General features: G+C 56.7%; 13 protein-coding genes. 7 read left to right on the plus strand and 6 right to left on the minus strand.

Annotated elements, in window-relative coordinates:
• Positions 1–18: 18 nt before the first annotated feature.
• Entirely contained in the window at positions 19–1815 is a 1797-nt protein-coding gene (locus OC597_RS04905) for a sigma-54-dependent Fis family transcriptional regulator (RefSeq protein ID WP_262207809.1), read from the minus strand.
• A gap of 281 nt (positions 1816–2096) precedes the next feature.
• Here OC597_RS04905 and exaC point away from each other — a divergent pair, with 281 nt between their 5' ends.
• Positions 2097–3617, plus strand: a complete 1521-nt coding sequence (gene exaC, locus OC597_RS04910) for an acetaldehyde dehydrogenase ExaC (RefSeq protein ID WP_262207810.1) — start codon at positions 2097–2099, stop codon at positions 3615–3617.
• Positions 3618–3805: 188 nt separating this feature from the next.
• Here exaC and adhP read toward each other — a convergent pair whose 3' ends face one another.
• Positions 3806–4819, minus strand: coding sequence for an alcohol dehydrogenase AdhP (adhP, locus tag OC597_RS04915; protein WP_261254603.1), 1014 nt, complete (start codon positions 4817–4819; stop codon positions 3806–3808).
• A gap of 366 nt (positions 4820–5185) precedes the next feature.
• Here adhP and OC597_RS04920 point away from each other — a divergent pair, with 366 nt between their 5' ends.
• From OC597_RS04920 to OC597_RS04940, 5 genes are read left to right on the plus strand one after another with little or no spacing between them, the layout of a single operon-like run.
• Positions 5186–6289, plus strand: coding sequence for an ABC transporter ATP-binding protein (locus tag OC597_RS04920; protein ID WP_262207811.1), 1104 nt, complete (start codon positions 5186–5188; stop codon positions 6287–6289).
• Between the two features lie 32 nt (positions 6290–6321).
• Positions 6322–7608 carry an ABC transporter substrate-binding protein gene (locus OC597_RS04925; protein WP_262207812.1) on the plus strand — a complete coding sequence of 429 codons (1287 nt, stop codon included), beginning with the start codon at positions 6322–6324 and terminating at the stop codon, positions 7606–7608.
• Between the two features lie 11 nt (positions 7609–7619).
• Positions 7620–8531, plus strand: a complete 912-nt coding sequence (locus OC597_RS04930; protein ID WP_261254612.1) for a carbohydrate ABC transporter permease — start codon at positions 7620–7622, stop codon at positions 8529–8531.
• Positions 8528–9370, plus strand: a complete 843-nt coding sequence (locus OC597_RS04935; RefSeq protein ID WP_261423876.1) for a carbohydrate ABC transporter permease — start codon at positions 8528–8530, stop codon at positions 9368–9370. Before OC597_RS04930 ends, OC597_RS04935 begins: the two co-directional genes overlap by 4 nt.
• Before the next feature lie 17 nt (positions 9371–9387).
• Positions 9388–10308: a metallophosphoesterase gene (locus OC597_RS04940; RefSeq protein ID WP_262207813.1), complete on the plus strand. Its 921-nt coding sequence runs from the start codon at positions 9388–9390 to the stop codon at positions 10306–10308.
• On the opposite strand, the gene OC597_RS04945 is transcribed toward OC597_RS04940, so the two are convergent.
• Positions 10309–11415 carry a succinylglutamate desuccinylase/aspartoacylase family protein gene (locus tag OC597_RS04945; RefSeq protein ID WP_261284577.1) on the minus strand — a complete coding sequence of 369 codons (1107 nt, stop codon included), beginning with the start codon at positions 11413–11415 and terminating at the stop codon, positions 10309–10311.
• 14 nt (positions 11416–11429) lie between these two features.
• On the opposite strand from OC597_RS04945, the gene OC597_RS04950 reads away from it, so the two are divergent.
• Positions 11430–11885, plus strand: coding sequence for an Lrp/AsnC family transcriptional regulator (locus tag OC597_RS04950; protein ID WP_085116755.1), 456 nt, complete (start codon positions 11430–11432; stop codon positions 11883–11885).
• Positions 11886–11891: 6 nt separating this feature from the next.
• Here OC597_RS04950 and OC597_RS04955 read toward each other — a convergent pair whose 3' ends face one another.
• Genes OC597_RS04955 through OC597_RS04965 form a run of 3 tightly spaced genes read right to left on the minus strand, consistent with a single transcriptional unit; the run spans position 11892 to position 14116 of the window.
• Positions 11892–12614, minus strand: coding sequence for an ABC transporter permease (locus tag OC597_RS04955; RefSeq protein WP_085116754.1), 723 nt, complete (start codon positions 12612–12614; stop codon positions 11892–11894).
• On the minus strand, positions 12614–13306 hold the full coding sequence (locus tag OC597_RS04960) for an ABC transporter permease (protein ID WP_099061995.1): 693 nt from the start codon (positions 13304–13306) through the stop codon (positions 12614–12616). The genes OC597_RS04955 and OC597_RS04960 overlap by 1 nt, the downstream gene beginning before the upstream one ends.
• 36 nt (positions 13307–13342) lie before the next feature.
• The gene (locus tag OC597_RS04965; RefSeq protein ID WP_112349794.1) at positions 13343–14116 is read right to left on the minus strand and encodes an ABC transporter substrate-binding protein; all 774 of its coding nucleotides are present in this window, start codon (positions 14114–14116) and stop codon (positions 13343–13345) included.
• Positions 14117–14128: the final 12 nt, after the last annotated feature.

Genomic DNA, 14128 nt, shown 5'->3' on the forward strand with positions numbered 1-14128 from the left:
CAGGATTACAGCTATCTTCTACGAATCACGCCGACGGCCTTTCTCCATCTTGCGATAAAGCGTACTGCGTGAAACGCCCAGGCGTTTCGCTGCCTGACTGATATTGCCGTTAGCGCGGCGAATAGCCTCAAGCATTTCTTGCGGCACAGCGTGAGTTTCGGCACAGCGCTCCGGCAAGGTGTTGAACTGCTCCGGCAAATCATCCAGTCGGATCAGATTGCCGTCGTCCGCCAGCGCCAGCAGGACTTTCAGCGTGCTCATCAACTGCCGAACATTACCGGGCCACGGATAACCCGCCAACGCGGCAACGGCGTCCGGTGCCAGCCGAATGCCGCGTGACTCAGCCCCCAGCTCACGCCACAAATTAAGGATGAAACGATCGACGTGCGCCCGTTGGCGCAGCGGCAAAATACGCAGGTTAAATTCCTGAATGCGGTACATCAGGTCTTCACGGAATGCCCCCGCCGTCACCTGCTGCGCCAAATCCTGATGGGTGGCGCAGATCAGCGAAAAGTCGACGGCATAGCTGATACGGCTGCCGAGTGGCGTGACCGTTTTTTCCTGCAGCACTCGCAGCAGCCGGGTCTGTAGGCTCAATGGCATATCGCCAATTTCATCAAGGAACAACACGCCCCCGTCGGCCTCTCTGATCTTGCCGAGGTAGCCCTTCGGGTTAGCACCGGTAAAGGCACCGGGTGCATAGCCAAAAAGTTCGGATTCGATCAGGTTTTCTGGCAGCGCGGCACAGTTGATCGCCACGAAATTTCCCTGGCGCCGGTGACTTTCCTCAAACAAGCGTTGGCTGAAATACTCTTTGCCGCAGCCGGTTTCGCCACTGATGCACAGCGCCAGCCCAGCATTCAAAATACGTAATGCTTTTTGTCTGTCGGCACCGTCTTGATCAAAAGGCAGAACCCGCGCTCTGATGGCCGGTGAATGCGTTTCCGGCATCTGCAACAGCGAATAATAGTGACGATTATTGACCGCCAGGGTCTGGCGCGGTGCGTTCAGCGTCTGACGCTGCATTTCCGGGAACAGCGTGGCGAAATCCAGGCTGCCAAAGCAGGCGGCGGTGAGATTAAACTCTTGCATTGCCAGTCGATTGGCGGCGGTGAGCACCTCGTCGCGAAACACCAGTATCAGCTCATGGGCGCTGCCAAGTACCCGCGCATCGCTATGCAGCCTCAGCGTCCAATGCCGGGAGGTGACACACCCCATCGTCCACTGGTGTTCGATGTGTCTGACCGCCTGCAGAATCAAGGAACGTGCGTCATCATAAGGACGCTGCGCCGGTGTAGAGATATCCAGCACCCCGGCAATCAGGCCGTCGGGCCGATAAATCGGTGCGGCTGCGCAGTAAAGCCCGGCATTTTGATTGAGAAAATGCTGGTCGCCATTCACCTCACACAAGCCGCCCAACGCCAGCGCCGTGCCGATGGCATTGGTCCCCCGCTCCTGCTCGCCCCATAAATTGCCCGGCGCCAGCGAAATACGCGACGCCTTGCGCAAAAAATGGCTATTGCCGCAGGTTTCCAGCACCATGCCGCCGGCATCGGATACCACCACAATAGAAGGCTGTCGGTTAATTTCACTGCCCAGACGTTCGATCAGCGGCCGTGCCAACTGTGCCACCCAGCCGTTTTGCCCGCGCACTTCATTGAGTAAACCCGGCCGGGCAACAGGCACCCGATCGTCGGCCCGGTTAAGCCCGTAAGCCTGACTACGTAGCCAGGACTCGGACATTGGGCCAGGGAGAGACAGGTTGTCGCCCTCAGAGGCAAACCCGGTCTGGATGGTCTGGTCTTTATGCAACATGGCCAACTCCCGACAATAAAAGTGTTGCATTTTTGTATCATGAATGTGTCCCATGCGTTGCGACATGGGACACAAAAAATAATAGAAACCAATAGTAAGCCCTCGTTTTTATTGCCGGCCAAAGCATTTTTAATTATTTAATTAATTGATATAAAACACCTTTCAGCTTTATAGGAACGACACTGACGCAATGTGGCATAAGCAATGCTTAGGGTTAAGGTGATGGCGCTACGCAGTCAGGCGTCAACCCTACACAGTCTGTTCCCATGAGAGGTGTTTACATGAAATACGTTCATCCCGGTTTACCTGGCTCGCTGATTTCTTTCAAACCACGTTATGGCAACTATATCGGCGGCAAATTTGTCGACCCCGTTTCAGGCAACTACTTCACTGATACCTCCCCGATGACCGGCCAGACTGTCGCCGAGTTCCCCCGCTCCGACGCGAAAGATATCGAACTGGCGCTGGATGCCGCCCATGCCGCCGCCGAAACCTGGGGTAAAGCCAGCGTGCAGGAGCGTTCCAACGTATTACTGGCCATCGCCGATCGTATGGAATCAAACCTGGAATTGCTGGCGCTGACTGAAAGCTGGGACAACGGTAAGCCAATCCGCGAAACGCTGAACGCGGATATCCCACTGGCGATTGACCACTTCCGTTACTTTGCCGGTTGCCTGCGTGCACAGGAAGGCACCGCCGCAGAGATCGACCAGAACACCGTGGCCTACCATATTTACGAGCCGCTGGGCGTGGTTGGACAGATTATCCCCTGGAACTTCCCGCTGCTGATGGCTGCCTGGAAACTGGCTCCGGCGCTGGCTGCCGGTAACTGCGTAGTGCTTAAACCGGCAGAACAAACTCCGCTCAGCATCTGTGTGTTGCTGGAAATGATTGGTGACCTGCTGCCGGCCGGGGTACTCAATGTGGTTCAGGGCTTTGGGAAAGAAGCCGGTGAGGCACTGGCGACCAGCAAGCGCATCGATAAAATCGCCTTTACCGGCTCAACCCCGGTAGGCCGACATATCCTTGCCTGTGCGGCGGAAAATATCATTCCCAGTACCGTCGAGCTGGGCGGCAAATCACCGAATATCTTCTTTGAAGACATCATGCAGGCCGAACCGGAATTTATCGACAAGGCGGTTGAAGGGCTGATCCTCGGCTTCTTCAACCAGGGTGAAGTCTGTACCTGCCCTTCACGCGCCCTGATCCAGGAATCTATCTACCCGCAATTTATGGAAAAAGTGCTGGCACGGATCACCACCATTCGCCAGGGTGACCCCTTTGATACCGACACCATGATCGGCGCACAGGCGTCCCAGCAGCAGTTCGACAAGATCTTGTCCTACATTGAGATCGCTAAAAACGAAGGCGGGAAAATTATCGCCGGTGGCGAGCGTGCCAGCCATGAGCAGACGTTGCAGAGCGGTTTCTATCTCCAGCCCACGTTGATCACCGGTAATAACAGCATGCGTTTCTTCCGCGAAGAGATCTTCGGGCCGGTAATTGGCGTGACCACCTTCAAAGACGAAGCAGAAGCGCTGGCACTGGCTAATGACAGCGAGTTCGGGCTGGGCGCCGGTCTGTGGACCCGCGACGTCAACCGTGCTTACCGCATGGGTCGCGCCATCAAGGCCGGACGCGTGTGGACCAACTGTTATCACCTCTACCCGGCACATGCCGCCTTCGGCGGTTATAAAAATTCCGGCGTTGGCCGCGAAACCCACAAGGTGGCGCTGTCGCATTACCAGCAGGTGAAAAACCTGTTGGTCAGCTACGATGCCAAACCGCTTGGGCTGTTCTGATTTGGTGGTCTTCAGATTGCTGACAAACCCGCGAAAGGGCTAAATCGGTAGGGGTCGAACATGTTCGACCCGATGTAACCCATTGATTATGCAAATGGGCGCAGCATGCAGCGCCCCTACCATTGAACAACAGAGCTCTTGACCAACGGCCTCAAGGCCACCCAGCGGTGGCCTTAGTTTTGGCAGGATTAAGAGTTGGTCAGATCGATAACCATACGGCCACGGATGGTGCCTGACTTCATCTCTTCAAAGATGGCGTTGATGTCACCCAACGGCCTTTTGGTGACTTTCGGCGTCACTTTGCCTTCGGCAGCAAACTGGAAGGCTTCTTTCAGATCTTCTCGCGTGCCGACCAGCGACCCCACCACCTGAATGCCGTCCAGCACCAGACGTGGAATACTCAGGTCCATACTTTCCGGCGGCAACCCGACAGCCACCACCTTGCCCCCGGCGCGTACCGCATTCACCGCTGAGTTAAAGGCCGAGCGTGCTACCGCGGTGACCACCGCAGCATGAGCGCCGCCGACTTTTTGCTGAATAATTTCTTCGGCGTTTTCCGTTTTGGAATTGATCACCAGATCCGCACCAATTTCTTTGGCGAAATCCAGCTGGCCCTGATTAACGTCAATGGCGATCACTTTGGCATTGAACACGTTCTTGGCGTACTGCAGCGCCAGGTTGCCCAAACCGCCCAGACCATAAATCGCGATCCACTGCCCCGGCTTGATATCAGAGATTTTCACCGCTTTATAGGTGGTCACCCCGGCGCAGGTGATGCTGCTGGCGGCAAAAGGATCCAGGCCATCAGGCACCTTCACCGCATAGTCCGCCACTACGATGCACTCTTCCGCCATGCCGCCATCAACGCTGAAACCGGCGTTTTTGACCGAGCGACACAGGGTTTCGTTACCGTTGACGCAATACTCACAATGGCCGCACCCCTGATAGAACCAGGCGACGCTGGTGCGGTCGCCCACTTTTAACGAGGTCACGCCCTCGCCGACGGCGGTGACCACGCCCACGCCCTCATGACCCAGGGTGATGCCGGGAACTTCGCCAAAATCGCCATTCTTGACGTGAAGATCGGTATGACAAACCCCACAACACTCCATCTTGAGCGCCGCTTCGCCATATTTCAGTGGGCGAAGCTGCTTTTCCTGAATATCTACACTGTGGTTTTTGGTGACTACGGCAGCTTTCATAGGATATATCCCTCAGGTGAGTTGAAGTACAGTTGTTAATGTAGTTACTGTCCCCCTTGAGGGCAAGGCCACAGAATATCTTCATGCAGGATGTAATAGACCCATCGCCCGTGCGGACGGCGGGGTTTGGCTGTGCTCATAGACCCTGACTTCTTTGGCACAGGCAGCCGTTCTTCCATTTGAAATTCTCTTTATCATCAGGGGCTACGGAGTGGCAAAGGTCAAATTTAACATGGACGGCGGTCGGCAAGCCATCTTTCCCGTAAGGGCATGGGGTCGCTTCGACATACAACTGTCATTAATTATTCATACCAGATAAACACGCGCCAGCTAGGGTGGGCAGAACACGCCACTTCAAGAAGCGCCATGAGCTATTTATCTCTCAATAACATCAAGAAAACCTGGGGCGGCAAAACCGCACTGGATGACATCAGCTTTGAGGTTCAGGAAGGCGACTTTGTGGCCCTGCTGGGGCCTTCCGGCTGCGGAAAGTCCACCCTGCTGCGGACCCTGGCCGGACTGGAGTCCGCCGACAGCGGCGCGATTGAGATCCAGCAACGCGACGTCACCGCCCTGCCACCATCGCAACGTAAACTGTCGATGGTTTTCCAGTCTTATGCGCTGTTCCCCCACCTCAGCGTACGCGAAAACCTGCTGTTTGGCCTGCGGGCCCGGGGTGAAGACAAACAGCACTTTGCCGCGCGTCTGGCCGACATCAGCAAGCTGATGGAGCTGGAGCCGCTGCTGGACCGCCTGCCGGCACAGCTTTCCGGTGGGCAGCAACAACGAGTCGCGCTGGGTCGTGCGGTGATAGCCCAGAACAAACTGTGCCTGATGGATGAACCCTTATCCAATCTGGACGCCAAACTGCGCCAGAGCATGCGCCGGGAAATCCGTGCGCTCCAGCGTAAGCTGGGGTTGACCATGCTGTATGTCACCCACGATCAAACCGAAGCCATGAGCATGGCGGACAAAATCATTCTGCTGAACGATGGCCGTATTGAGCAGCACGATACCCCTGACAATTTATATAACAACCCGGCCAGTATTTTTGCCGCGCAGTTCATTGGTGCGCCGCCGATGAACATCATTCCACTAACGCGCAAAAACAGTGGCCACCACATTGGCAATGCCCCACTGCCGGTCGCTTTTGGTGGCCCGGACATGGCGCTAAGTCTGGGGGTCCGTGCCGAAGAGATCAGCCTGTGCACACCGGGCAGCGGCCAGCTCACCTGTCAGGTACTCAGTTATGAATATATGGGGGCCGATACCCTCGCCGTTTGCCATCTGCCTGCGGTCCAGGGGCAAATCACGGTAAAAGTCCCCGGCATGCAGCGCTTTACCGAAGGCAGCCTGGTTGGCCTGCAATGGGCCGAGCAAGCGCAATACCTGTTCTCCTCCCGTGGTGAGCGTTGCCACGCCATGGAGCAGGCCTTTCAGCCAGTAACTTATCCATACGCCGTTCAATAATCAAAAACATCATTTTATTTCAGGGGAAAACCATGTCCGTCTCGATCCGTTTATCCAGGTTAAGCGCTGTCGCCCTGTTGCTGGCCAGCGTTACTCTTTCTGCCCAGGCGGCGGATGCCGTGAAGTTGCAAATGTACTATCCGATCGCCGTCGGCGGCAAAATCAGCCATACCGTTGAAGGCCTGGTGGCAGATTTTGAAAAGCTGCATCCGGATATCAGTATTCAGCCGGTCTATACCGGTGACTACGCCACCACGGTGACCAAGGCATTAACCGCCTTCCGTGGCGGCAATGCACCGCAAATCGCCGTCATTGGCGATATCGAAGCCTATTCACTGATCGACGCCGGGGCCATTTTACCGGTCAGCGATCTGGCTAACGACCAGGCTGGCAAAGCCTGGTTCGACGGCTTCTACCCGGCATTTATTCGCAAAATCCAGGGCAAGGTTTGGGGCATCCCGTTCCAGCGCTCTACCGTGGTGCTGTACTGGAACAAACAGGCGTTCCAGCAAGCCGGGTTGAATGGCGATACTCCACCGGCCAACTGGCAGCAGGTGGTGGATTTTGGCCAGAAGCTGGTGATCCGCGACGGTAACGCCGTTAAACAATGGGGGATCGAGATCCCTTCCACCCCGATTGGCTATTGGACTTTCCAGGGGATTGCCGCCACCAATGGCAGCCATCTGGATAACGGCAAGGGCACCGCGGTGACCTTCAATACCCCGGCCAACGTTGAGGCATTAACCTGGCTGACCGATTTGGCGCAGAAATATCAAGTTTCGCCAAAAGGCGCCATTACCTGGAGCACCACGCCGCAGGACTTTATCGACGGTAAAACCGCCATGATGGTCACCACCACCGGTAACCTGACCACGGTGCGTGAAAACGCCAAATTCCCGTTTGGCGTCGCCATGCTGCCGGAGAAAACCCAGCGAGGCAGCCCAACCGGCGGCGGTAACCTGTACCTGTTTAACGGCACCAGCCCGGCTCAGCAACAAGCCGCCGTCACCTTTATGCGTTGGCTCTCGGCGCCGGAACAGTCCGCCCGCTGGAGCATTGCCACTGGTTATGTGGCGACTTCACCGGCCGCCTGGGAAACCGCAACCATGAAGGAATATGCTGCAAAAGTGCCGCAGGCGACCGTGGCGCGTGAACAGCTGAAATATTCGCAGCCGGAGCTTTCCACCTATAACAGCGTACAAATTCAGGAATTGCTGAACCGTGCGGTGGAAGCCGCCGTGACGCAAGGTAAAACCCCTGCGCAGGCGCTGGAAAGCGCGCAAAAACAGGCCGACCGCCTGTTGCAACGTTACCAATAACCGGAGCCGGCATGACCTCATCGCACTCAGCCTTGCCCGTCGCCCGACATAAGCGCTTTTCTTTGCAGCTTTATGGCTATTTATTGGTCCTGCCGGCGTTGGTTTTTCTGATCACTTTTACCCACTACCCGGCTTTGGCCACGGTGTGGGAAAGCCTGTTCAGCGCCGCGCATAATAACCGACCGGCCCAGTTCGTTGGGCTGGAAAATTACCGCGCCTTGCTGGATGACGAGACTTTCATTCTGGCACTGCGCAATAACCTGCTGTATGCGGCGATCACCATTCCTCTGGCGGTAGGGTTGGCCCTGCTGATGGCGCTGGCGGTCAATCGACGCCTGCGCGGTACGGCGTTTGCTCGTGCCGCGTTCTTTATTCCTTCACTGCTGCCGATGGTGGCGATCGCCAATCTGTGGCTGTTTTTCTATACCCCACAGGTGGGGTTGCTGAATCAGCTGTTGGCGCTGTTTTCGCTGCCGGCGGTCAACTGGCTGGGGGATCCGCAGTCTGCGCTGTACTGCCTGATGGCGGTATCGGTATGGCGGGAAGCCGGTTTCTTCATGATTTTTTATCTGGCGGCGTTACAGCAGATTGACCCCAAGCTGGCCGAGGCTGCCGAGATCGAAGGGGCCTCACGCGGCTATTTCTTCCGCCGCATCCAGTGGCCGCTGCTGATGCCGACCACGTTGTTTATTCTGATCAACGCTTCGATGAATGCTTTCCGCATTGTCGATCAGGTGATTGCCATGACCAATGGCGGGCCGGACAACAGCACCAGCCTGCTGTTGTTCTACATCTACCGCACGGCCTTCAGCTATTGGGATCTGCCCTATGCCTCGGCGATGACCGTGGTGCTGCTGATCATTTTGGCCAGCATCGCGTTAATTAAATTCAATCTGCTGGATAAGCGAGCCCACTACCAATGAGTCTTTCCATCACCGCCGTACCGCCGCGCAGCCTTTCGCTGCGTCGATTATGTTGGTGCCTGCTTACCTGGGGTGCCGCGTTGTTGTGGGTTTTCCCTATACTGGTCGCCGCCTGGGTGGCGATTCACCCTGCGGCCGATCAGGGCGGTTTTTCACTTTTTGCTCCCCTGACCGCCCAGAACTTTATTAACGCCTGGCATGCCGCGCCTTTTGGTCGCTATTTCCTCAACACCATCCTGTTGGTGCTGCTGATTGTGTTCTGCCAACTGATCCTGGCCACCATGGCGGCTTATGCCCTGGTGCGGTTCCGGCTCAAGGGCGCGGGCATCCTGTTTGCCCTGGTGTTGTTGCAGTTGATGATCAGCCCTGATGTGCTGATTTTGAACAACTACCAGACCATTGGCGCTCTGGGCCTGCGCGATACGCTACTGGGCATCGCCCTGCCTTACTTTGCTTCGGCGTTCGCCATTTTCCTGCTGCGACAAACCTTCAAAAGTATCCCGCTGGTGCTGGAAGAGGCAGCGATCGTCGAAGGGGCCAGCCGGTTTTACATCCTGCGGCGCATCTATATCCCGCTGGCGAAGCCGGTATATGTCGCTTTTGCCCTGGTCTCGATCAGCTTCCACTGGAATGATTTTCTTTGGCCACTGGTGATTACCGACTCGGTTAACGTGCGACCACTGACCGTCGGGCTACAGCTATTTTCAGCGCCGGAACAAGGCGTGCAATGGGCGTTGATCGGCGCGGCGACGCTGATGACCTCCCTGCCTTTACTGGTGCTGTTTTTGGTGTTTCAGCGCCAGTTCGTTCAATCCTTTATGCGCGCCGGTATTCGCTAGCGCTAAGCAGGTAATCTATGACTTCACACCTCACCGCCGCACAGTCTCTGGCCCTGGGCCAGGTCAGTTCGCTTTATCAGCCGCCCCAGTTTTCCGGCCAGTCGACGTCCTCGGGCTCCGTTCGTTTCGGGTTAATCGCCGATCCACAATATGCCGACGCCGATCCCAATCTGGAATACAACCGCTATTACCGTAATAGCCTAGGTAAGCTGAGCCAGGCCATTACCGAACTGAATGACCTGCCGCTGGCCTTTGTCGCCACGCTCGGGGATTTGGTTGACGATCACTGGAGCAGTTACGCCGAATTATTGCCGGTGTACGGGCAGTTACGTCATCCCCATGCGGTAGTGCTGGGCAACCATGATGCCGACGTGATTTCCCGCCATTTGGCGGCGCAGTCTCCGGCGCTGGCGTTGCCAAAACACTATTACCAGTTCAGCCTGAACGGCTATCGGTTTATCGTGATCGACGGTAACGACATAAGCCTGTACTGCAACCCGGCCAACGGCGAAGAGCACGCTCAGGCACAGCATCTGCTGGCCCGCATCCGTGCCGAGCATCAACCGCAAGCGCAAAGCTGGAACGGTGCCGTCGGCGATGAACAACTGCGCTGGCTGGCGTGCAGTCTGGAAGACGCACAAAGCAAAGGCGAAACCATTGTGGTGTTTGGCCACTACCCACTGGCACCGGAGAATGAACATAACTTGTGGAATTGCGATGCCCTGGTGGCCCTGCTGTGCCGTTATCAGGTACGCGCCTACTTTGCCGGTCACTATCATTTGGGGGATTATGTGCGGGTGGAAAACACCGACTTTATCACCCTGAAGGGCATGGTCGATGGCAATGACCTGCTGCCGTTCGCCATGGTTGAGCTGGCAGGCGATACACTTTCGGTCACCGGCTATGGCCCAGAAATTAGCCGGGTGCTGATGCGATAGCTACGACGCCAGGCCGCCACCGCCCGCATAGGGCGTCTTACCGGCAATCTTCATCACCTCGGCCCCCAGGGTGACAAAAGGTGCCTGGCGGCAGGCATAAATCAGTCCACCAGCGCGGGCCCGCACCGCTTTTACCGTATCGGTGATCGGGTCGATGATTTCAGCGACCGCTTCATCGGCCTCTACCCATTCCCCCGGCTGGCGCAGCAACAACAGGATGCCGCTGGCGGTGGCAGTGACGATCTCCCCGGCGGCGAACGGCAACAGGGCCACTTCTAGCGGCGGTACCCCAAGTGGCTCACCGGCAACGGCTCCACGGTGCTGTAAGTATCGATAGAGGCGTTCAGCATCGGCGCTGGCCAGCTCATGGCTGATGTCCCGTTGCCCACGTAATTCCAGCGTAACCGCCATACAGCCTGGCGACATCCCATCAAGCGCAGGATGCTGTGCCACCAGCCGGTGCCAAGGCAGGCCACAGGCTTCATCAAAGGAGCCGCCGCCGCTGTCTTGCGAAAGCAGCACCGCGCCAATGCCCATAAAGCGAGCCAGGACTTCGGCCTGTTCGCACCAGGCCGGATCGGCGTACATATGCAAGATTGCGCGATCGTCGCAGTGCAGATCCAGAACCACATCCGCATCACAGGCCAATAGCAGCAATTGTCGGCGCAGCGCCGTGACCTCAGTAGTGTCTGGCGCGGCCTGTAAAGCACTGCGCATCGCGGCACGCACCTGCTGATGTGCAGGTTCCGTACGACTGAAAATCTGTTGCTGTAACAACTGGGCCAGGTCGGGAAAGTCACGGTTGAAGTTGCGACCGCTGACCAGATCGAAGCGCCCTACGCCACCATTGAGGACCACCTGTGCCAGCCCTGGCGGATTGGCTACCGGGACAAGAATTATTTCACTTTGCAGCTCACCACGCCGTTCCGCCTGGCTAAGTAATCTTTTAAGATAATGCAGCACCAGCATACCGGGCAATTCGTCGGCATGCAGACCGGCCTGCAGGTAAATTTTTTCGCCTTTACCCGGCTGGCCGAAATGAAAACTGGTGAATTGGCGCTGCCCACCCAGGGCATGTTCAGGTAACTTATGATGTTTACTTTTCATTGGACGCCCTATCTGTGGAAAAGAAAGCCCGGCTTGATCGCATCGACAAAAAAATCCTTGAAATACTGTGCCGGGATGGCCGCATTTCCTATCAGAAACTGTCCGAGCAGGTCAATCTGACCGCTCGTCCTTGCCTGGAACGAGTTCGCGGACTGGAACGCGACGGTATTATTCGTGGTTACAGCGCCATTATCGAACTGCCGGAGCCCGAACATGCGTTTGTGATCCAGGCGCAGATCGCGCTGGCCGACCATGGTCATTCTCAACCGGCGTTCGAGCAGGAAATGCGTAATACCCCGGAAGTGCTGGACTGCTGGCTGGTCAGCGGCAACTTCGATTTTCTGGTGCGTATTGGCTGCCGCAGCATGGAAAACTACCGGCTGCTGGCCGATACCTGGCTGACCAGCAAAAAGTTTCGGGTGGATAAAATCGTCACCCTGACCGAACTACAGTCGATAAAACGCTCCTGAAGGCGCTCAGTCACGGCGGATAAACGCCAGCCAACGCCGCTCCGCCCGTGAAAACAGGAAAATCAGCAGGAAGGTACAGAGCAGATACAAGGCCGCCGCCATCAGAAACGGAATAAACGGCGAGTAGGTGGCGGCATAAAAGGCGCGTGCCACGCCGGTAATATCCAGCAGCGTGACGGTACTGGCCAACGAAGTGGCATGCAGCAGGAATACCATCTCGTTATTCAACGCAGGAATGCCACGCCGCAGCGTTGCCGGCAGCACCAGCCGACGGATGATCTGCCACTGACTCATGCCATAGGCCTCACCGGCAATCCACTCCTGACGCGGGAAGGTTTCCATCATGCCGGCCAACAGTTGGGCGACGTAGGCGCTGGTATTGAGCACCAATGCCAGCGTGGCACAGAATGTGGCGTCACGAAACAGCAGCCAGAAAGGCTGATCGTTCTGCCAACCCAGTTGCACCACGTCAAACTGTGACAGGCCGTAGTAAATCAGCATCAACTGTAAATAGAGCGGCGTACTGCGGAAAAAATAGGTCACACTGCGGATCACCCACGACACCGGGCGCGGGCCATAAACCTGGCCAATTGCCATCAGCGCCGCCAACAGTAATCCCGGCACCACTGACAGCAAGAACAGTTTGGCGGTCATCGCCAGCCCGGTCACGTCAGAACCGTCGCTCCACAGAAAACTCGGTGCGGCTTCCAGGATGTTTTGCAGATTCATCAGCGTGCTCCGGCAGAGTGTGAGGAAGCCAGCGCATAACGCCGTGCCAGCCGACTAAAGCCCCAACTGGATACGGCGGTAATCACCATATAAATCAGCGCCACCAGGAAGTAGAACAAGAAGGGTTTTTGCGTTGCCCGCCCCGCCTGTTCCGCCAGCCACACCATGTCCTCTAGCCCGAGGATCGACACCAGCGCCGAGGCTTTCATCAGCCCCAGCCAGTTGTTGTTGATGCCGGGGATAGCAAAACTCAGCATTTGCGGCAGCAATACGCGGCGAAACACCTGGCCCGGACGCATGCCATAGGCCATCGCCGCCTCAAGCTGGCCGCGTTCTACGGTAAGAAACGCACCGCGGAAGGTTTCGGTGTAGTAAGCGCCAAACACAAAGCCAATCGCCAGCACGCCGGAGATAAAGGTATTGAAGCGTAACGGCCCCAACCCCAGCAGGCCAAGGAAACCATTAACCAGCATCTCACCGCCAAAGAACAGCAGCAGCATGATCACCAGTTCCGGGATCCCGCGTACCAGCGTGGTGTAGCCGGTCGACACCCAGCGCAACCAGCGCGGACCAAACAGTTTGATCAGCGCATTGGTCATGCCGAGCACCAGCGCCACCGCCAGTGAAACCAGCATCACGCACAGCGACAGTAATGCACCATGCGCCAGCAACGGCAAATACTCTATGACCATTCCCGGCCTCCCCTACATGACTGAATCCGGGCCGGTTTAGCCGCCGTAAATATCGAAGCTGAAATATTTTTTCTGGATCGCCTCATAGGTACCGTCGGCGCGGATCGCCTTGATCGCCCCGTTAAGCGCGTCGCGCAGCGCCGGGTTGTCTTTACCCACGGCGATACCCACGTCGGAGGAAATGCTGCTGTCTTCAATCACCGGACCGGCGAAGGCAAATTTCTGCCCGCGTGGCGTATCGATAAAGCTGCTGGCGGCCTGGGTATTGTCCTGCAAGGAGGCATTAATACGTCCAGACATCAGATCCAGATAGACGTTATCCTGATTGGCGTAAGAGACAATTTTCACCCCTTTTCCGCCCCAGTGTTGCTTGGCATAGGCCTCGTGGATCGAGCCGGTCTGCACGCCAACGGTTTTGCCTTTCAGACTGGCGACGTCAGGCAGTAACGTGCTGCCCTTGCGCGCCACCAACTGGGCCGAGCTGCGGTAATAGCGGTCGGTGAAATCCACTTCTTTTTTGCGTTCATCGGTAATGGTCAGCGAGGCAATAATGGCATCGAATTTATGGGCGTTGAGCGCCGCGATCATGCTTTCGAAAGGTTGTTTAACGAACACGCATTTGGCATGCAGTTGGGTACACAACGCATTGGCGATATCGATGTCAAAACCGGTGATCTCACCGCTGGGGGCCAGCACGTCAAACGGTGGATAACCACCGTCCACGCCAAAGCTGATGGTGTCGAAGGCCTGAGCCGCCACAGGGCCGCTTAATGCCAGGCTGGTCAGTAAAACCGCTAACGTTTTTTTCATGGCTGAGATCCC

Source organism: Serratia proteamaculans, assembly GCF_946227095.1.
In the GTDB taxonomy this organism is placed as follows: domain Bacteria; phylum Pseudomonadota; class Gammaproteobacteria; order Enterobacterales; family Enterobacteriaceae; genus Serratia; species Serratia proteamaculans_E.